The organism is Prescottella equi, from assembly GCF_002094305.1.
GTDB lineage: Bacteria > Actinomycetota > Actinomycetes > Mycobacteriales > Mycobacteriaceae > Prescottella > Prescottella equi.
The window spans coordinates 300,573-320,183 of record NZ_LWTX01000001.1 but is presented as its reverse complement, the minus strand read 5'-3'; the positions used below and the strand labels follow the sequence as shown (position 1 = coordinate 320,183).

17 protein-coding genes are annotated in these 19,611 nt (G+C 70.9%); 6 read left to right on the top strand and 11 right to left on the bottom strand.

All coding sequences use genetic code 11. From position 1 onward, the window contains the following. The first annotated feature begins 40 nt into the window (after nucleotides 1–40). The 3 genes from A6I89_RS01565 to A6I89_RS01555 are packed head-to-tail and all read left to right on the top strand — an operon-like array spanning nucleotide 41 to nucleotide 2,933. Entirely contained in the window at nucleotides 41–817 is a 777-nt protein-coding gene (locus tag A6I89_RS01565) for an alpha/beta fold hydrolase (protein ID WP_044991357.1), read from the top strand. Between the two features lie 8 nt (nucleotides 818–825). Continuing rightward, a complete protein-coding gene (locus A6I89_RS01560) occupies nucleotides 826–1,122 on the top strand; it encodes an MGMT family protein (RefSeq protein WP_022597076.1) in 297 nt (98 codons plus the stop codon). Between the two features lie 41 nt (nucleotides 1,123–1,163). After that, nucleotides 1,164–2,933, top strand: coding sequence for an NTP transferase domain-containing protein (locus tag A6I89_RS01555; protein ID WP_022597077.1), 1,770 nt, complete (start codon nucleotides 1,164–1,166; stop codon nucleotides 2,931–2,933). 7 nt (nucleotides 2,934–2,940) lie between these two features. On the opposite strand, the gene A6I89_RS01550 is transcribed toward A6I89_RS01555, so the two are convergent. Both A6I89_RS01550 and A6I89_RS01545 read right to left on the bottom strand, forming a co-directional pair. Next, the gene (locus A6I89_RS01550; protein ID WP_005518808.1) at nucleotides 2,941–3,291 is read right to left on the bottom strand and encodes a PLDc N-terminal domain-containing protein; all 351 of its coding nucleotides are present in this window, start codon (nucleotides 3,289–3,291) and stop codon (nucleotides 2,941–2,943) included. Nucleotides 3,292–3,429: 138 nt separating this feature from the next. Continuing rightward, a complete protein-coding gene (locus A6I89_RS01545) occupies nucleotides 3,430–4,494 on the bottom strand; it encodes an alpha/beta hydrolase (RefSeq protein WP_044991316.1) in 1,065 nt (354 codons plus the stop codon). A 393-nt stretch (nucleotides 4,495–4,887) separates the two neighbouring features. Between A6I89_RS01545 and rsgA the strand changes: the two genes are divergently transcribed. Together rsgA and A6I89_RS01535 are read left to right on the top strand one after the other, a co-directional pair. Then, on the top strand, nucleotides 4,888–5,991 hold the full coding sequence (rsgA, locus tag A6I89_RS01540) for a ribosome small subunit-dependent GTPase A (protein WP_044991358.1): 1,104 nt from the start codon (nucleotides 4,888–4,890) through the stop codon (nucleotides 5,989–5,991). A 31-nt stretch (nucleotides 5,992–6,022) separates the two neighbouring features. Then, nucleotides 6,023–6,532: a GNAT family N-acetyltransferase gene (locus A6I89_RS01535; RefSeq protein WP_022597081.1), complete on the top strand. Its 510-nt coding sequence runs from the start codon at nucleotides 6,023–6,025 to the stop codon at nucleotides 6,530–6,532. On the opposite strand, the gene A6I89_RS01530 is transcribed toward A6I89_RS01535, so the two are convergent. Both A6I89_RS01530 and A6I89_RS01525 read right to left on the bottom strand, forming a co-directional pair. Beyond that, nucleotides 6,505–7,545 (bottom strand): hypothetical protein, encoded by a 1,041-nt coding sequence (locus tag A6I89_RS01530; protein WP_022597082.1) that lies wholly within the window; start codon nucleotides 7,543–7,545, stop codon nucleotides 6,505–6,507. The two genes, A6I89_RS01535 and A6I89_RS01530, sit on opposite strands and share 28 nt — an antisense overlap. A 55-nt stretch (nucleotides 7,546–7,600) precedes the next feature. Continuing rightward, on the bottom strand, nucleotides 7,601–8,572 hold the full coding sequence (locus A6I89_RS01525; RefSeq protein WP_005518799.1) for a R2-like ligand-binding oxidase: 972 nt from the start codon (nucleotides 8,570–8,572) through the stop codon (nucleotides 7,601–7,603). A gap of 200 nt (nucleotides 8,573–8,772) precedes the next feature. Here A6I89_RS01525 and A6I89_RS01520 point away from each other — a divergent pair, with 200 nt between their 5' ends. Further along, nucleotides 8,773–9,615, top strand: coding sequence for an acyl-CoA thioesterase domain-containing protein (locus A6I89_RS01520; protein WP_005518798.1), 843 nt, complete (start codon nucleotides 8,773–8,775; stop codon nucleotides 9,613–9,615). Here A6I89_RS01520 and A6I89_RS01515 read toward each other — a convergent pair. The 7 genes from A6I89_RS01515 to A6I89_RS01485 form a co-directional block, all read right to left on the bottom strand. Then, a complete protein-coding gene (locus tag A6I89_RS01515; protein ID WP_022597084.1) occupies nucleotides 9,569–10,300 on the bottom strand; it encodes a sirohydrochlorin chelatase in 732 nt (243 codons plus the stop codon). The two genes, A6I89_RS01520 and A6I89_RS01515, sit on opposite strands and share 47 nt — an antisense overlap. Continuing rightward, nucleotides 10,297–11,466, bottom strand: a complete 1,170-nt coding sequence (locus tag A6I89_RS01510) for a uroporphyrinogen-III synthase (protein WP_044991360.1) — start codon at nucleotides 11,464–11,466, stop codon at nucleotides 10,297–10,299. Before A6I89_RS01510 ends, A6I89_RS01515 begins: the two co-directional genes overlap by 4 nt. Further along, entirely contained in the window at nucleotides 11,463–11,885 is a 423-nt protein-coding gene (nirD, locus tag A6I89_RS01505; protein ID WP_005518795.1) for a nitrite reductase small subunit NirD, read from the bottom strand. Before nirD ends, A6I89_RS01510 begins: the two co-directional genes overlap by 4 nt. A 63-nt stretch (nucleotides 11,886–11,948) precedes the next feature. Beyond that, entirely contained in the window at nucleotides 11,949–14,474 is a 2,526-nt protein-coding gene (gene nirB, locus A6I89_RS01500) for a nitrite reductase large subunit NirB (protein WP_022597087.1), read from the bottom strand. Then, nucleotides 14,471–15,958 (bottom strand): FAD-dependent oxidoreductase, encoded by a 1,488-nt coding sequence (locus A6I89_RS01495; protein WP_080668426.1) that lies wholly within the window; start codon nucleotides 15,956–15,958, stop codon nucleotides 14,471–14,473. The genes nirB and A6I89_RS01495 overlap by 4 nt, the downstream gene beginning before the upstream one ends. Then, nucleotides 15,955–18,075 carry a molybdopterin oxidoreductase family protein gene (locus A6I89_RS01490; protein ID WP_013416710.1) on the bottom strand — a complete coding sequence of 707 codons (2,121 nt, stop codon included), beginning with the start codon at nucleotides 18,073–18,075 and terminating at the stop codon, nucleotides 15,955–15,957. The genes A6I89_RS01495 and A6I89_RS01490 overlap by 4 nt, the downstream gene beginning before the upstream one ends. Next, entirely contained in the window at nucleotides 18,072–19,469 is a 1,398-nt protein-coding gene (locus tag A6I89_RS01485; RefSeq protein WP_085989452.1) for an MFS transporter, read from the bottom strand. The genes A6I89_RS01490 and A6I89_RS01485 overlap by 4 nt, the downstream gene beginning before the upstream one ends. Nucleotides 19,470–19,611 lie beyond the last annotated feature (142 nt).

Genomic DNA, 19,611 nt, shown 5'->3' with positions numbered 1-19,611 from the left:
GACGGGTCCGACAGACGTCGCATCCGGCATAGTGGACGACATGCGCGGTCTCCACACGTACCTGTTCGGCACGCCCGGAGCACCCGAAGTGCTCGCCCTGCACGGACTCACCGGGCACGGACGCCGGTGGGAGGCGCTCGGCACCGGCCAGCTCGGTGACACCCGGATCATCGCACCAGATCTGCGCGGCCACGGCCGCTCCCCGTGGACGCCGCCGTGGGGTCTGGACACACACGTCGGCGATCTGGTCGGAGTGCTCGACGAGCACGCGACCGGCCCCGTCGTCGTGGTGGCCCACTCGTACGGCGCCGCGATCGCGCTGCATCTCGCGCAGGCGGTACCGGATCGGATCCGCGGGGTCGTCCTGCTCGATCCCGCCCTCGGGCTCGACCCGGAGAACATGAGCCGGATCGCCGGACTCGTCGCCGCCCACCCCGACTACACCGACGCAGCGGAGGCCCGCTCCGAGAAACTGCACGGCGCGTGGGCCGACGTGCCCACCGAGGCCCTCGACGCCGACCTCGCCGAGCACCTGGTCGAACTCGACAACGGACGAGTCGGCTGGCGCATGTCGGTTCCGGCCGTCGTCGCGTCGTGGGGCGAGATGGCACGCCCGTTCGTCCTCCCACCCAAGGGCATCCCGACGGTTCTGGTGCAGGCACTGCGCGTGCAGCCGCCGTACGTCACGCCCGAGTTCCGCGCCGCGCTCGCCGAGCATCTCGGGGACGACCTGACCATTGCCGACCTCGACTGCGACCACATGGTCGCCCACGCGAAGCCCGACGAAGTCGCTTCCCTCGTCCGCAAGCTGCTGTAGGACCGCACGTGGCCGCCACCACCGAGGAACAGATCGAGCGCGTCCGCGACCTGGTCGCCTCGATTCCACTCGGTCGGGTCGCCACGTACGGAGACATCGCCTCGGCCGCAGGACTTTCCAGCGCCCGCACCGTCGGCTGGATCATGCGTACCGACTCCGCCGACCTCCCGTGGCACCGAGTCCTGGGAGCGTCGGGCCGGCCGGCGGCCCATCTCGCCCGTCGCCAGTTGGCGAAGCTCGAGCTCGAAGGTGTGCCGATCCGGGACGGTCGGGTGGATCTCGGGGCGGCACGCCACCGGTTCTGACCGGCGGCGCACGCGTACACCCGATGGGGCAGCATTGGGCCATGCAGACCTTCGGCCCTCCCGGCGGGCACCCCGCCGCGATCGTGCTCGCCGGTGGACGTGCGACCCGGATGGGCGGGATCGACAAACCCGGCCTCGTCGTGGCGGGCCGTCGGATGCTCGACACCGCACTGGACGCCGTCGCCGACTGTGATCGGGTGGTCGTCGTGGGTCCGCACCGCGACGACCTGCCGGCCGCGATCGTGCAGACGCAGGAGTCACCCGCCGGCGCCGGCCCGGTCGCCGCGCTGGCTGCGGGCCTGGCCGCGCTCGATCGAGCACCCGGCGACATCGTCGTGCTTCTCGCCGCCGACCTGCCGAGCCTCGACGCGACGGTCGTCGCGGCTCTCGTCGCGAGCCTGGGCGCCGACCCCGGCGCGGAGGCCGCGTTCGCGGAGGACGACGCCGGCCGACTGCAATTCCTGCTGTCGGCGTGGCGCCGGACCGCGCTCGCCGCGCGTCTCGACGCGCTGCCCGACCTCACGAACCTGCCGATGAAGTCGCTCGTGCCGGACCGTCACGTCACGCTGGTGTGCGCGGGCGTCGCCGACTGCGACACTCCGGCCGACGTCGAGCGGGCCCGCGTCACCCACGTGCCGGGGCCGATGGACATCACTACGGCGCGTACGACGATCCGGAACACGCTCGCGCCCTTACCGATCCGTGCGTCCGCTCTCGGCGACGCGCTGGGGGCCACACTCGCTGCCCCGCTCGTCGCGGCGGAGGCGCTGCCCCGTTTCGACGTCTCCGCGATGGACGGCTATGCCGTCTCGGGACGGGGACCGTGGCGACTGCACGCCGAGATCCGATACGCCGGGGCGGCCTCCGATCTCGTGCTCACCCCCGGGGACGCGGTGCGGATCGCGACCGGCGCCCAGGTCCCGCGCGGTGCGACGTCGGTGATCCGGGACGAATTCGTGGACGTGGCACCGGATTCGGTGGGCAGGCTCGTGGTGCGGCGCCCCGAGACCCCGGAGCGCGACGACACCCGTCGCCGCGGCGAGGACTGGCAGCCCGGCCATCACCTCGCCGAGGCAGGGACCGCGGTGACTCCGATGCTCGTCTCGGCCGCCGCGAGCGCGGAGGCCACGACGGCCGAGGTGCGCGGACCGGTGTGCGCACACGTCGTGGTGACGGGCGACGAGATTCGACGCAGCGGCCCCCTGCGCGCCGGTCAGACGCGCGACTCGCTGGGACCTGTGCTGCCGGACCTGCTGCGGCACTGCGGGGTCCGAACCGTCGCCGACACGCATCTTCGGGACACCGCCGACGGCTTCGACACCCTCCTCGACGGCGCCCGGGACGCCGATGTGATCGTGGTCGTCGGCGCGACGGGTGGCGGCGCCGCCGATCAACTCCGCAGCGCACTTCTGCGTGCCGGCGCCCGGATCGTCGTCGGACGGGTGCGCTGTCGGCCCGGAGGTTCGCAGGTGACCGCCATGTTGCCCGACGGCCGGGTGGTCCTTGGACTGCCCGGCAATCCCGTCGCGGCGGTGGCGACCTTGCTGATGGTGATGCCGGCGATCGTCGACGCGCTGACCGTGCGCACGCCCGTCGTACCGATGACCGGCGCGGTGTCGAACGCGTCGCAGGTCGGTGCCTCGGTCGCCCGGATCGTGCCCGTCACGCGGCAGGTGGACGGGACCTGGCGGGCCGACACGATCGTGCGCACCGCACACCTGGCGGGGCTGATCGGGAGGGAGGCGCTCGCGCTCGTCCCGCCCGCCCCGGTCGACGGTCAGAGTGTGGAGCTGCTGCCCCTCCCGACGTGACGGCGGGTCAGTCGGGCTGAGCCCGCCGCTGCTCCCGACCGATCCGGCGCTGCTCCTCGGCGCGCTCCCGGCAACGCCGCAGGAACTCCTCGTCGGTCTCCGAGTCCTGCGCGATGTGTCGTCCCGGCCGGTCGTACTCGGGGAACGCCGACGGCGGTCCGGAACGACGCGATGCGCTGTATCCGCCTTCCGGACGGCCCGCGACCAGCCACAGCACCGAGCCCAGCAGCGGCACCAGCACGACGACGACGGCCCAACCGACCTTCGGGATGTTCCGTACGGCGTGCTCGTCGGCGACGATCACGTCGACCAGACAGAACACCCACAGGACCATCACGATCAAACCCAGATACGGCATGGACGCCGACCCTCCCCACTTCCGCCCCGACCACGATGACTCCCCGACCACACGTGCACCGTCGATGAAACCAACCCAAAGGTACGTAGCGCAACTATCGAGTCTCGCCCGAGGAGCCGGGGCGTGCGGGACGCGTGATCAGATCCCCAACGACCGCGCGATCATCGGCCAGGAGTTGTGCAGGTCGTCCTGCCAGTAGCCCCACGAGTGCGTGCCACCCGGCTTGAAGTCGAACGTCGCCGGAATCTGCAACTGGGCCAGACGATTCGCGAGATTGTGGGTGCAGTAGTTCGTTGCCGCTTCGATGATGCCGCCCACGATCACCTGGTTGGCCAGCGCGGCCGGGCGACCGTCGATCCCGAGACCGTCCAGTGTCTCGTGCGGACCGGGCAGTCCCGACCCGGTGGTGATGTACAGTTCCGTGCCCCGCAGGCGTTCGGCGTTGGCCACCGGATCGTTCTGCCCCCAGCCGGGCCCGTCGAGCGGCCCCCACATGTTGGTGACGTCCACCCCGCCGCGGAGACCGACCACGGTCTGGATGAAACTCTGGCCGGCCGGCGTCGCCGTCTCGGCGCAGCCGCTGAACGAGCCGACACTCCGGTAGAAGCCGGGCTTGGCGATCGCGTAGTTGAGAACCGACGTGCCGGTCATCGAGATCGCGACGATCGACTGCACCTTGTTCGTACCGAACTCGGCGTCGATGACGGGAGGCAGTTCCTCGAGCATGAAGGTCTGCCACTTCTGGCGGCCCAGCTTCTCGTCGTCCTTCTGCCAGTCGGTGTAGTAGCTGAAGGCGCCCTGGAGTGGGGTGACGACATTGACGTTCTTGTCCTGGAAGAACTGGTTGATGTCCGTGTTCCGCTGCCACGTGGCCCGGTCCTCGCCACCGCCCGCGCCGTTGAGGAGGTACAACGTGGGGCGCGGCACGCTCCCGTCCGCGGGACGAATGACCTCGAGCGGAATGTTGCGGTCCATCGAGGGCGAGTACACCGAGATGTTCACCCTGCGATCGGATACCGCGGTCGATTTCACCAGATACGCGCCGGAGGCTTTCGACACTGCCGTCACCGCACCGCCCGAGGAGTCGCCGCCCACGGTGTCGCCGCCCGCGGACGCCGTTGCCGGAACGGCGACCAGCGGGACCACCGCCGCGGCGGCTGCGGCCACGAACAGACGCGTCGCCGAAAATCTCGGATGCCTCATGTGAAACCCTCTCCCCCGGAACACGAACGCGCCGGACCTCACCGGACCGCAGAACCACGCCGGACCATACCGAGCGAATCACCCCGAGTGTCCCGATCGGAGTTTTCGCTCGAAGTTCACCCGCCGCCTCACCCGCCTGCGCGGACCGCCCGCGAAAATCACGTTGCGGAGCAACGGCACCGGTCGCTAGGGTCGTCCGCAGACGTTCGAGAGCGACCAGGAGGTGAGTCGATGATTGCGGTGACAGCCACTGCCGTGGGCACTGCCCGGACCATCCTCACATCCCGGGCCTCGATCTGAGTCGAATCCCCTCTTCCTGACCGGACGGTGCGCAACAGCGCGCCGAGGGTGAAGCGCGTCCTCGGACGGGGCCCGATCCCGAAGGGTCTCACCATGTCTTCTTCACCATCGTCTTCCACACCATCCCCCAACTCCTCCGCACAGGACCTCGCCGCACTCGGCTGGGACGGCACGCTCGCCGAACAGTTCACCGAGTACGAATCCCGAGGGCTCGTCGCTGCCCGCGTCGCCAGGGTCGACCGTGGTCGCTGCCACGTACTGACCGCGAGCGGTTCGGTACGTGCCGACAGCACGGCCGTCACGACGTCCGATCCCGAGCACACGGTGTGCACCGGAGACTGGGCTGCACTCGAACTCGGCCCGCAACCTCGAGTCGTGGCAGTACTGCCGCGACGCGGCGTGATCGCACGAGCATCGGTGGGTCGGACGTCGCATCGCCAAGTTCTGGCGGCCAACGTCGACACCGCCTGCGTCGTGGTGTCACTCGCCGCACCGATCAAGCCGGGCCGAATCGAGCGGCTGCTGGCGCTGGCCTGGGACGCCGGCACCACACCGTTGATCGTTCTGACGAAAGTCGATGCCGCCGAGTGCGATCCGGGGACCGCAGCGGACGAGGTCTCCGCACTGGCGATCGGTGTCGACGTCGTCACCGTCAGCGCCCGCACCAGAGAGGGCATCGACGAACTCGCGCGGCGCCTACCCGGAACCACCGTGCTGCTCGGCCCGTCCGGTGCCGGCAAGTCCTCGCTGACCAACGCCCTGCTCGGCGAAGACCGGATGGATACGAACGAGGTCCGCGCCACCGACGGCAAGGGACGGCACACCACGGTGCACCGGGAACTGTTCCCCGTCCCGGGAGGCGGTGTACTGATCGACACCCCAGGACTGCGAGGCATCGGCGTGCACGACGTCGGCGACGGCATCGAGCACGTCTTCGGTGACATCGAAGAGATGGCCCGGGGCTGCGGATTCCGGGATTGCCGGCACCGCAGCGAACCGCGATGCGCGGTCCAGGACGCGGTGACCGACGGTCGACTCGACCTCGAGCGGCTCGACCGCTACCGCCGAATGCTGCGCGAGAGCGAATGGGCGGCGTCTCGCGGCGACGCCCGGCAGGCCGGCAAGCGCACCGCCGCGGACAAGGCCATCACGCGCGACATCAAAGCCCTGTATCGCCTCCGCGGGCGCCGAGACTGAAACCCGAATCCCCTTGAAACGGAAGGATTACATGACCATTCACTGGACCACCCGGCCCGAGAGCGACACCGACAGCGACGCCGTCCGCCGGATCCTGCTGGCTGCGTTCGACACCGCCGAGGAGGCCGATCTCGTCGACGCGCTGCGCCGCGATCCGGCGTGGGTCGACGGCTTGTCGATGCTCACCGTCGACGCCGACGGCGAGCCCGTCGGGTTCGCGCTGCTCACGCGCTGCCACATCGGCGACACCCCCGCACTGTGTCTGGCACCGTGCGCGGTGCTGCCGCAGTATCAGCGGACCGGTGCCGGCTCGGCCGCGATCCGTGCGGTGCTCGACGCCGCGAAGCAGCGCGGCGAGCACTTCGTGACCGTCCTCGGGCACCCGGAGTACTACCCGAGGTTCGGGTTCACCCGCGCGTCCGCGCACGACGTGCGAATGAACGTCGTCGTACCCGAGGACGCCCTCATGGTGCTCGCGTTGGACGGGCGCCCGATCCCGGGCGGGACGATCACCTACGCCGCCGCGTTCGGCGACATCTGACGGCGACCCAGCACGAACGACCCCCGCGCGACCGCTGCCACGACGAGTAGCAGCGTCAGCGCACCGGCGACGTAGATCCACGCCGGGGTTCGGTCGGCGTCCGGGGCGGCCTGCACGGCAGTGTCCGCCTCGGACGCCTTCGTCTGCGCCGACGGCAGCGCTTTCGATGCGTCGGACACGTTCGTCGAAAGCCCCTGCACCACACCGGTGATCGGCCCGGTGCCGTCGACGAGCTGCCCGGTTCCGTCGGCGAGGGCCTTGCCACCGTCGTCGAGGAGCGCGAGGCCGTCACTCAGCTGCCGGGCGCCGTCCGCAACCTGTCCCACACCGCTGACGAACTGGGCGGACGGATCACTCAGCTCGTACGACAGTTGACGAGCGCCGTCCTTCAGCATGGCGAGCTGCGCGAGGGTGTCCGGTCCGAGCCCCTCGGCGTCGAGCTGCGCGACGAGGTCGTTCACCCGCCCCGACGCGGCCTGCGACACCGGATCGGTGGATGCCGACAGCGCTGCCGCCACCTGCCGCAGCGAACCGGTGACCTGCCCCTGCAGCTCCCCCAGCCCGGAGAGCCGGTCCACGACCTCGTCGACGCCGCCGCTGATCTGTTGCGCGCCGTCACCGAGTTGTCCGACGCCTCCGCTCAACTGGTCGAGCCCGGCAGACAGCTGCCCCGCCCCGTCCCGAGCCTGCCCGAGTCCCACCGAGAGCTGGTTGGCGCCGTCGTCGAGCTGCCGGCCCCCGTCCACCAGCTGGTTCATCCCACCGTTCAACAGCGACAGCGGCAGGCTGGTCTGCTGCAGGCTCCGGCGGGCCTGCGCGAGAGCGTCGGCATCCGAGTCGGCGGGCGGACCCGCCTCGAGCGACGTGTCGGGGTCGGCCCTGACCACGGGTTCGTCGGCGAACACGGTGAAGTACGACACCGTACCGACGACGGCGACGACGAGCAGGCCGAGGAGCGCGACGACCTGTCGGGTGGAGAGTCTGCGGCGGCGGGGTTTGTCGTGTTCGCTCATAGGTCCGCGAACGGTAGCCGCGGCAATTAAGCGATCTCTGAGATGGAGACACCTCTCACATCGATGTCGCCTCCGCCGCGACCTCGGCGATGACCGCAGCGTCCTCCTCACCGAACGTCTCCTCGAGCGCCTCGGGTGAGTAGTCGAGGTCGATCTCCTCGACCGGCCGGCCCCGGGCCGACTCGATCGCACCGAGGCGACGTTGCGCCCGGTCCGCGGCGTACTCGAGATACACCGCGGGGTCGATGCCGAACGGCGGTTCCTCGAACTGGTCGTTGACCCACTGAATCATGTCGAGCGCGTGCGGGAGAAGCTCCCCCATCCGCTGCTGGACGAGGTCCCAGTTGCTGTCGTCGGCGGCGACGTGCCGGCGGCACGTGAAGGTGCCCCACGCCATATGCCGACGCTCGTCGTCACCGATGCGACGGACGAGTTCCTGCATGCCCGGGAAGATCCCGCGCTCGGTGCACACACGCTGCCACGCGTAGTAACCGGTGAGCGCGAGGCTGCCCTCGATGACGTGGTTGTAGGTGACGCTCGCGCGGATCTGGTTGGCCGGACTGGGATCGGTCTCGAGGATCCGCAGGGATCGCGGCAGCTCCTCGTAGAACAGCGTGCGATAGTGCGGGTTCTCGGCAACGAACGGGTGGAGATCGCCGTCGAGGCCGACGGCGTCCATCCACCGCCGGAACACCTGGACGTGCTTGGCTTCCTCGAAGCAGAACTGCGTCAGGTACATCTCGTCGTTGAACCGCCCCTCTGCGGCCATCGCCTTCATGAACGGCTGGATGTCCTCGGTGACCGCCTCCTCGCCGGCGATGAACTGGGTGCACAGGTACGTGGAACTGCGCTTCTCCTCACTGGTGAGTGAGGCCCAGTCCTCGGCATCCTGCGTGAAGTCGATGTCCGCCGGATTCCAGAACTTGGCATTGCCCTTCACGAACAGTCTGAGCGGGAATGCGTCCCAGTTGAGTCCGCCCTTGCGGAGCGAACTGAAGCCCTCTCTGTCCACCGATGTCGCGGTCATCCGAAGAACCTCCTGCGCCGACGTCCGCCTCGCACGCTCCCAGTCCCGGACCTGGACGTATCGATTGGGCCGAGCGTGCCCGGTCGCTTCTCACGGTAGTCCGGTTCGACCCCCGTCGGGAGTGTTTCCTGCACACCGATGCGCAAAGAAGTCGGGCGCGCGACGGCAATGCCTGTGTCTCCGGTCACCGCCGATGTCGTATGTTCCGGGAAGCAGTCGACGAAGGAGCAGTTGTGGACACGACCGAGATCGGATTCCTGCGCCGCGACGGCGACGGGTTCTTCCCGCTCGACATGGGTATCAGCAAGTGGTCACCCGACATGATCAACGGGCCGGCGATCACCGGCATCCTCGCGCGGGCCATCGAGAACGAGCACGGCGCAGAGGGATTCGTGCCGGCGCGCCTGACCGTCGACCTGTTCCGCCCGGCACGGGCCGAGCAACTCCACGTCGTCACCCGCAGCGTCCGCGACGGCAACCGTATCCGCGTCGCCGACGCCGAGGTGATCCAGCAGGGCGAGGCCGTCGCCCGCGCCTCGGTGGTGTTCCTGCGCCGCTCGGAGCAGCCGCCGGGCGAGCTCTGGACTCGCCCCGACACACCGCAACCGCCGCCGCTGAGCCTCCTCGAACCGTTGCAGGCACCGTCACATCCGTGGATCGGCAGCGACGGCCATCCCGCCGGCTGGTCACCGTCACTGCGCGATCACGAGGGTTCGAGCCGCAAGCGCATGTGGCAGTACCAGATCCCGGTGGTCGCCGGGGAGGAACCGTCACCGTTCGCCCGCGCCGCGATGGTCGGCGAGACCACCAGCCTCATGACCAACTGGGGCACCGCCGGCATCGGGTTCATCAACGCAGACCTGACCCTCGCGCTGTCCCGGCTGCCGGAGGGACCGGAGATCGGCATCGAGGCAGACAATCACCTCAGCGTCGACGGCATCTCCGTCGGTAGCACGACGATGTTCGATCGGCGCGGACCGATCGGCACGTGCATCGTCAGCGCACTGTCGAACGCCGAGCGGCAGCTGGGGTTCCGCCGCTGACCCGCGCCGCTCGCGGACTCGCCAGGAAGAAGCGCTCGGCGACCAGGTCGGCGATCGCGTCGTGCGCGCCGAGCGGGTCCGCGACCCCGTCCGCCCCGGCCTGACCCAGCCGCGTGTGGAACAGGCCGGGCGCCAGCAGGTACGACGCGACGCGCACGCGCCGTTCCCCCTCCGCCCGAAGTCGGGCGACGGCCTCGGCCACCGTCGGCGTGCCGGAGGCGATGTAGCCGACCGGGACGTCACGGCGCACCCGCGCCGACAGCATCGCCGCGGCGCGGCGTACGTCGTGCCGGCCCCGCGGATCCGACGACCCCGCCGCGGCGAGCACCACGGCATCGCCGAGCCGCCAACCGGATTCGCGCAGTCGCTGTTCGAGCACCCTTGCCAGGGCGGGGTGCGGGCCGAGGGCGCGGGTCACGACGACCCGCGGGTGTCCGCTGTCCGCGACCGCACGGGGCACGTCGGTGTGCACGTGGTACCCGGACGCCAGGAACGCGGGCACGAGCACTGCCGGTCCGCGGACGTCGCACAGCACCTCGGTGGGCGACGGCCCCAGCACGTCGACGAACGCGGTGCGCACCGCCCCGACCTGCTCGGCCGCCGCTTCGGCGAGCGCCGCAACGGTTTCGACGCCGGCGCGGCTGCGGGTGCCGTGCGCGACGAGCACCAACTCCGTGGCGCTCACCGGCTCGCCTCGAGCAGCCGGTCGTACTCCGCCGGGTCCAGCGCCAACCGGTAGCCACGCTTGACGACGGTCTGCACCGCCTTGGGTGCCCCCAGGTGGCTGCGCAGCCGCGCGATCGCGGTCTCGACGGCGTGCGGATCACCGCTGCCGCCGGGGAGCGACGCCAGCAGGTCCGCACGGGAGACCACCATGCCGGGCCGCTCCGCCAGGCGTCGTACGAGTGCCATTCCGGCGGGTGAGAGCACCTTGACCTCGCCGTCGACGACGACGCACGTGCCGCGCACGCTCAGTTCGTGGCCGCCCGCCCGCACCTGCGCGTCCCGCCGTGGCAACTCGTCCGCGATGTGCCGGGCCAGCGACCCCAGACGTGAGCGTGCCGGCATCGTCGTAGGTGCCCCGAGTGCGGTCAACGGCGCGGCGGTGACGGGTCCGACACACGCCGCGAGCACCCGCCCGTCAAACGCCCGGAGCAGCGGTTCGAGCGCACCGGTCTGCTTGGCGCGGCCCAGGATCGAGGCGACCGCGGGCGCACTCGTGAAGCTCACCGCGTCCAGCCCACCGCACCCGACGGACTCGATCAGCCGGTCCATCGCGCTGCAGTCGTCCGGCGGCGTCCATCGGTACACGGGCACCGCGATCACGTGGGCCCCGGCGGCCCGCAGCGCCGCGCAGAAATCCGGTGCGGGTTCCCATTCGGTGGTTGCACCGTGCAGTTGCACAGCGATTCGTCGGCCCGCGATCCCCTCGCCCAACAGATGTTCGAGCACCTCCGCCGACGACTCGGATTCCGGCGACCACTCCTCGCGCAGGCCGGCGGCGCGCACCGCTCCGGTCGCCTTGGGACCGCGAGCCAGGATCCTCGTGGACCCCAGCGCGGTGAGCAGTTCCTCGCCCGTTCCCCAGCCCTCGGCCGCACCCATCCAGCCCCGGAAACCGATGCCGGTGGTCGCGACGATCACGTCCGGCGGGTCCGCGACGATCGTCTCGGTCACACGGGCCAGTTCGGTGTCGTCGGCGAGCGGGATGATCCGGATCGCCGGCGCGTGCACGACGTCCGCACCCCGCCGGACGAGCAGCGTCGCGAGCTCGTCCGCCCGACGCGACGCCGTGATCCCCACCGTGAAGCCGCGCAGCTCGTCGCCACGCGGCGGCCCCCCAGCCGTCACGTGGACCCGACCGGGGTCACGCACACCTGGACGACGTCGCCGCCACGCCCCTCGACGACACGGACCGGGTACACCGGCAGCCGCACCGACGCGTCGTCGAGACACCTCCCGTCCACGAGCGAGAACACCTGCTTGAGCAGTGGCGACGCGACGGTTGGTTCACCGTGCCGGTCGCCGACCAGTCCCCGGGACATCACCGCGGCCCGGGCGACGGGGTCGATGTTGCCCACCGCTCGCAGGCTGCCGTCGGCGAGCCGGAACAGTGCGGCCTGGGCGCCGCCGCGCAGGAGCACGGCCACGCCGCGCCCCGGGATCAGATGGCTCCGCGTACACGCGGACGTCCAATGCCGTGCCTCCGCCTCGAAGGGCGTCTCACTGGTGCCGACCTCGCCGGACACCCAGCTCTCCATCACCGTCATCGCAGACCTCCCTGTCCTGTGCTCATTCAAAAGTCGGGTTGTTTCCGCGGCGTTACTCCTCGATTACCGACTCGAGGAGAGTTCCGAACGGCGTTCCGGTACGTCCGGTATGCCCATCAGGACGGGCACCTTGCGGGGTCCGGAGTCGTCGAACACCACGGTCGGGTCGGGCACGTCGGGGGCGTTGACGAACGACACGAACCGCGACAGCTTCTCCGGATCCTCGAGTACCCCGGCCCACTCGTCGCGGTAGCCGGCGACGTGCCGGGCCATCGCCGCCTCGAGGTCGTCGGCGATCCCGAGGCTGTCGTCGCACACCACGGCCTTCAGGTGATCGAGTCCGCCGTCGAGCGATTCCACCCACGGCGCGGTGCGCTGCAACCGGTCCGCAGTGCGGACGTAGAACATGAGGTAGCGGTCGATGTACCGGATCAGGGTCCCGTCGTCGAGACCGCCCGCGAGCAACTGCGCGTGCCTGGGCGACTGGCCGCCGTTACCGCCGACGTACAAATTCCAGCCGCTCTCGGTGGCGATGACGCCGACGTCCTTGCCGCGGGCCTCGGCGCACTCGCGCGCGCACCCCGACACCCCGAACTTGATCTTGTGCGGCGCGCGCAGGCCGCGGTACCGGTTCTCGAGTCGCACCGCCATCCCCACCGAGTCCTGCACGCCGTACCGGCACCACGTGGACCCGACACAACTCTTCACGGTGCGCAGCGACTTCCCGTACGCCTGACCGGATTCCATGCCGACTTCGATCAGACGCCGCCAGATCTCCGGTAGCTGCTCCACGCGGGCACCGAACAGGTCGATCCGCTGACCACCGGTCACCTTGAGGTAGAGATCGTAGTCGCGGGCGATCTCACCGATCGTGATGAGCTGTTCGGGCGTGCACTCGCCGCCGGGCATCCGCGGCACCACGGAGTACGTGCCGCCCCGCTGGATGTTGGCGAGGAAGTGATCGTTGGTGTCCTGCAGTGCGGCCTGCTCGCCGTCCAACACGTGGTCCGACGACGTGGACGCGAGGATCGACGCGACGACGGGCTTGCAGATGTCGCAGCCGGTTCCGGTGCCGTACTGCGCGATCAGACCCGAGAACGTGCGGGTGTCGGTGGCGCGGACGATCTCGAACAGTTCGGCGCGGGACTGCGTGAAGTGCTCGCACAGCGCCTTCGACAGCTCCACACCCGACGACGCGAGCAGTGCCTTCACGGTCGGCAGGCACCCACCGCACGTCGTGCCCGCGCCGGTGCAGTTCTTCACCGAGGCGAGATCGCACGCACCGTCGGCGATCGCCGCGCAGATCTCGCCCTTGGTGACGGCATTGCACGAGCACACCTGCGCGTCGTCGGGAAGTGCTCCGGCGCCAGGCTTCTCGCCGGCCGAGGAGATCAGTGCCGCGGGGTCGCCGGGCAGCTCCCGTCCGACGAGCGGACGCAGCGATCCGTACGCGCTCGCGTCGCCGACGAGGATGCCGCCGAGCAGAGTCCGCGCGTCGTCGGAGACCACGAGCTTGGCGTAGGTGCCCTTCGCGGCGTCGCTGAGCACCACCTCCAGGGCGCCCGGGGTGGCGGCGTGCACGTCGCCGAAGCTCGCGACGTCCACGCCGAGCAGCTTGAGCTTGGTCGACAGGTCGGCGCCCGGGAACACCGCGTCGCCTCCGAGCAGCCGGTCCGCGACCACCTCGGCGGTGGTGTATCCGGGCGCGACCAGCCCGTAGCAGCGGCCCTCGACGGCCGCGCACTCACCGACCGCGAACACCGCGGGATCGGAGGTGACGCAACCGCTGTCGGTGAGGATGCCGCCCCGCTCGGCGACGGCGAGCCCGGCGTCGCGGGCCAGCTGGTCGCGGGGCCGGATGCCCGCCGAGAACACCAGCAGCGCCGCGTCGATCACCGTCCCGTCGGACAGTTCCACGCGCACCCCGGCCGGGCCGTCGGTGATCGACGCGATGCCGGTGCCGGTGTGCAGCGCGAGCCCGAGGTCGGTCACCAGCCGGGCCAGCACGGCGCCGCCACCCTCGTCGACCTGCAGTGGCATGAGGCGTGCGTTGTGCTCGACGACGTGCGGCGTCATACCCAGCTGCCGCAACGCGTTCGCGGCCTCGAGCCCCAGTAGCCCGCCGCCGACCACGACACCGACCGCACTCGGTCCGGCCGCCTCGGCCCGCGCGCGGATCCCGTCCAGATCGGTGGGAGTGCGGTAGACGAAGCACAGATCGTGGTCGTGGCCGGGCACCGGCGGCACGAACGGATAGGAGCCGGTGGCGAGGACGAGTGCGTCGTAGCGCAGTTCCTCCCCCGTCGACGTCGTGACGATGCGAGCATCCGGGTCGATCGACTCCGCGCGCACCCCCACCCGCAGATCGACGGCGCCGTCCCCGTCGAAGTCGTTGCCCGACAAAGCGAGTTCGCGCACATCCCAGGAGCCGACGTACGACGACAGCGCCACCCGGTCGTACGCCGGCACGTCCTCCTCGCCCAGGACGATCACCGTCCAGGTGTCGGCGTCGTCGCGCGCCCGCAGCGCCTCGACGAATCGGTGTCCCACCATGCCGTGTCCGATGACGATCGCGGTCCGTACGCTCATGCCGCACCTTCCTTCCGGGCCCGTTGTGTCGTGTCTTCGTCGTGTTCGTTTCGGGGGTCGGTGGTCCGCAGCCAGTCGCAGATCCCCTCCACCGCGGAACTGCAACCGCCGCACCCCGTCGTCGCACGGGTCGCCGTCGCGAGCGCCCCGACCGACCGCGCACCGGCCCGCCACGCGCCCGTGAGATGCGCCTTGGTCACCGAGTTGCAGCGGCAGATCACCGCGCCGCCCGGCATGCCTGCGGGGCTCGCGGTCTCCGCTGCCGCGCCGGTGCGCCCGGTCAGCAGCGACATCCGGTCCTGCGGCACCGGCAGTCTCGCGTCGAACAGCTGGGTGACCGTCCCCACGGTGTCGGGGCAGCCGAGCAGGACCGCTCCGGCGATCCGCCCGTCGGCCACGACCAACTTGGCGTAGCGCCCGCGGGCCGGGTCGGCGACGGTGAGAACCTCGTACTCACCGTCGTGCAGGTCCGCACTCACGTCACCCATCGACGCGAGATCGATGTCGTGGGCCTTGAGTCGCGTCACCGGCGGGGTGCCGTGGTACTCGGCGGTGGCGTCGGCGCCGGTGATCCGGTCGGCGACCACCTCCGCCTGCTCCCAGCCCGGCTGCACGAGCCCGTACACCTCGCCGCGGTGCTGCGCGCACTCGCCGATCGCCCACACGTGCGGGACGTCGGTGCGCAGCGCGTCGTCGACGACGATCCCGTGCTCCACCGTGGCGCCGACGGCCGAAGCCAGCTCGGTCGCCGGCCGGATTCCGGCCGTGAGCACCACGATGTCCGCGGGAAGTTCGGTGCCGTCGTCGAGCACGAGCGCTCTCCCGGAGGCGTTGCGACGCAGGGCGACCGCGCGGCGCTCGAGTACCACCCTCATGCCCAGGCTCGTCAGGACGCGGGTGAGTACCCGGCCGCCGCCCTCGTCCAGCTGCCGCTCCATCGGCACCGCCCTGGGATGCACGACGGTGACGTCGGCGCCGCGCAGCAGCAGCCCGCGGGCGGCCTCGAGCCCGAGCAGCCCGCCCCCGAGTACCACCGCCCGGCAGCCCGGGCCCGCGGCCTGGGCGATGCGCGCGCAGTCCTCCACCGTCCGGAATGCGACGACGTCCGAATCGTCGGCCGCCATCCCCTCGATGCGCGGCACGAACGGAACGCTGCCCGTCGCGAACACCAGCTCGTCGTAGCCGAGCGTCGTGCCGTCGTCGCCGCACACGGTTCGGGTCGCGGTGTCGATCCCGGTCACCCGCACCCCGGTGCGGACGTCGACGTGGTTGCGGACCCACCAGTCGTCGGGCCGCAGCCGGGTGTCGCGCGCGGTGATGCTTCCCGCCAACACGTTCGAGAGCAGGATCCGGTTGTACGCGGCCCGCGGCTCCGCACCGAACACCACGATCCCGAGCCGGGCCGGGTCGCGTTCGCGCCGCCGCAACTCCTCCGCCAGCCGCGCCCCGGCCATGCCGTTGCCCACGATCACCACCCGGCTCACGGGGCCACCGCCCGGGCCTGCTCCAGCCGCACCGCGCACACCTTGAACTCCGGCATCCGGCTCGTCGGATCGAGTGCCGGGTTGGTGAGCAGGTTGGCGCGGGCGTCGCCGGCGAAGTGGAACGGCAGGAACACCGTGTCGAGGCGCATCGAGTCGTCGCACCGCACCGTGACGGACACTCGGCCGCGGCGCCCGACGACGAGCGCGTCGTCCCCGTCGCGCACTCCCGCCCGTGCCGCGGTGTCCGGGTGCACCTGGACGAACATCGACCCGGCCGCGGACGCCAGCTCCGCGACCCGGCGGGTCTGCGCGCCGGATTGATAGTGCGCGAGAACACGTCCCGTGGTCGCGACCAGTGGGAAGTCCTCGTCCGGCGCTTCTGCCGGACCCCGATGCTCGACGGCGGTGAACCGAGCCCTCCCGTCGTCGGTGCCGAAGCGGTCGAGGAACAGCCGGGGCGTCCCGGGATGCCCGACGTCGGGACACGGCCAGTGCAGCACCTCCCCCGCATCGAGACGGTCGTAGGTGACGCCCGCATAGTCCGCGCCGCCACCGGCGGATGCGGCCCTCAGCTCGTCGAACACCTCGCGCGGCTCGACCGGGAACCGGTGCGCAGGCTGCCCGAGCCGAACGGCCAACCCACGCAGCACTTCGAGCTCGCCGCGAGCTCCGTCCGGTGGTTCCACACCCCGACGCCGCCGCAGCACGCGCCCCTCGAGGCTCGTCATCGTGCCCTCCTCCTCGGCCCACTGCAGGACCGGCAGCACCACGTCGGCCATCGCGGCGGTCTCCGACAGCAGGAAGTCGCACACCACCAGCAGATCGAGGGAGCGCAACCGGTCGACGACGTGCCCGGCCCGGGGCGCCGACACCGCGAGGTTGGCGCCGTGCACCATCAACGCGCGGGGTCCGCCGGGGCGGCCGAGCACGTCGAGCAGTTCGTACGCGCTGCGGCCCGGCCCGGGCAGGTCCGCCGGATCGACGCCCCACACGCGTGCGACGTGCTCGCGTGCAACGGGATCGCTGATCTTGCGGTAGCCGGGCAACTGGTCCGCCTTCTGCCCGTGTTCGCGGCCACCCTGGCCGTTGCCCTGACCGGTGACCGGGCCGTAACCGCTGCCCCGCCGGCCGGGCAGGCCCAGCGCGAGCGCCAGCCCGATCCACGCCGAGACGGTGTCGGTGCCGCTCGCGTGCTGCTCTGTCCCGCGCGCGGTGAGCACGTACGCGCCCGTGTCCGCCCGTCGGGACCGCGCCAGGACCTCCACTGCGCGCCGCAGCGCCGCGACCGGGACCCCGGTCACCCGTTCGGTGCGCTCGGGCCACCACTGTGCCGCTGCGAGCCACGCGTCGTCGAAGCCGGTCGTGCGGGTCTCGACGAACTCCCGGTCGAGGTGCCCCTCGGTGACGGCGAGGTGCAACATCCCCAGCGCCAGGGGCAGATCCGTGCCGGGCGCGAGTTGCAGGTGCAATCCGCCGCCGGCCAGCGCCCGGTCCGCCGTGGCGGTGCGCCGCGGGTCGACGACGATCAGCCCGCCGGCCTCCGCCGCTGCCGTCAGGTGCCCGACGAGCGGCGGCATCGTCTCGGCGACGTTGCCCCCGACCAGCAGGATCGCCTTCGCCGACGTCAGATCGGTGACCGGGAACGGCAGTCCGCGATCGAGCCCGAACGCGCGGATCCCCGCCGCCGCGGCGGACGACATGCAGAACCGCCCGTTGTAGTCGATGTTCGACGTGCCGAGCGCGACGCGCGCGAACTTGCCGAGCATGTACGCCTTCTCGTTGGTGAGCCCGCCGCCGCCGAAGATCCCCACCGCGTCCCGACCCCCGACCTCCTGCGCGGCGCGGAAGCCGTCGGCGACCCGGTCGAGGGCGTCGTCCCACGACGTCGGCTGCAGCCGCCCGGCGACCCGGACCAGGGGCGTGGTGAGCCGGTCGGGGTGGCGCAGCAGTTCGGCGCTCGTCCACCCCTTCTGGCACAGGCCGCCGCGGTTGGTCGGGAACTGACGGGCCGAGACGGTCGGCCCGGATGCGCCGTCGGCGGTGAGCGCCATCGCGCACTGCAGGCCGCAGTAGGGACAGTGGGTGTCGATCCGTCGGCCGACGACGGGCGCGATCACGACGCCACCGCGATCGACTGTCCGGCAACGTCGTTCGCTGCGGACGTGCGCCGCACGAACACGATCCAGGTGACCACGGCGCACACGATGTAGAAGCCGAGGAACACCCAGAACGCCATCGTCGCCGACTTGGCGGGGCTGCTGTACGACGCCCGCAGCACCAGGTTGATCCCGACTCCCCCGAGCCCGCCGATCGCACCGGCGAACCCGATCAGTGCCCCGGTCATGTTGCGCGACCATGCGGCCCGCGCGTCGGCGTCCAGTCCGTCCAGCGTCCGGGATCGGCCCTCGAAGATCGACGGGATCAGCTTGTACACCGACCCGTTGCCGATGCCGGAGAGCACGAACAGCGCCACGAAGCCGATCACCAACGCGGTCATGGCGGTCCCGGTCGCGGCGCCGGGGGTGGCGTCGTCCGCGGTGCCGGCCGCGACCAGCACTGCCGCCGCCAGCACCATCGCGGCGAACGTCCACAGCGTGATCCGGCCACCGCCGATGCGGTCCGCGAGCCGGCCGCCGAGCGGACGGGCGATCGAGCCGAGCAGCGGCCCCAGGAACGCGATCTGCGCGGCGTGCAGTGCGGCCTGCGCCGGGGTGTCGCCACCGGCGAGGAAGTTGATCTGCAGCACCTGACCGAACGCGAAACTGAACCCGATGAACGAGCCGAACGTACCGATGTAGAGGAAGCTGACGATCCACGACTCCCGAACCCGCAGTGCTTCGAGCATCGAGTGCAGGTCGGCCTTCTGCCCCGTGAGGTTGTCCATGAACAGCGCCGCACCGACCGCCGCCACCGCGATGAGCACGAGGTAGACCGCGCACACCAGATACGGCGCGGTGTTGCCGACCGTCGCGATGACGAGCAGACCCACCAACTGGATCACCGGCACGCCGATGTTGCCGCCGCCCGCGTTGAGCCCGAGTGCCCACCCCTTGAGACGCTGCGGGTAGAACGCGTTGATGTTGGCCATCGACGACGCAAAGTTGCCGCCGCCGACACCCGCGGTCGCCGCCACCAGCAGGAACGTCGTGTACGACGTGCCGGGGTGCATCACGAACCACAGCGTCAGCAGTGTCGGGACCAGCAGTACCAGCGCGCTGAAGATCGTCCAGTTACGTCCGCCGAACCGGGCCGTCGCCACCGTGTACGGGATGCGCAGGATCGATCCGACCAGGGTTGGCACGGCTACGAGAAAGAACTTGCCGGCCGCGTCGATGCCGAAGACATCGGTCGGCATGAACAGCACCATCACCGACCAGATCGACCAGACCGAGAAGCCGACGTGCTCAGCAACCACCGACCACACGAGATTGCGTCGGGCGATGGCCTTGCCGCCGGCTTCCCAGGCGTCGACGTCCTCGGCGTCCCAACGCTCGATACGGTGGCCGCGCACCGTGGGCGCGGCGCCGGACGTTTCTGTGGGCCGATCGGAGAGAGTGGTCACCTGGGCCTCCTACCTGTGTGGGAAACCCCAAGGTAGGAGGCCGGTGTTGCGTCGGTGCTGCGCCCGGTGACCCGTCCGTCAACTCTCGCTC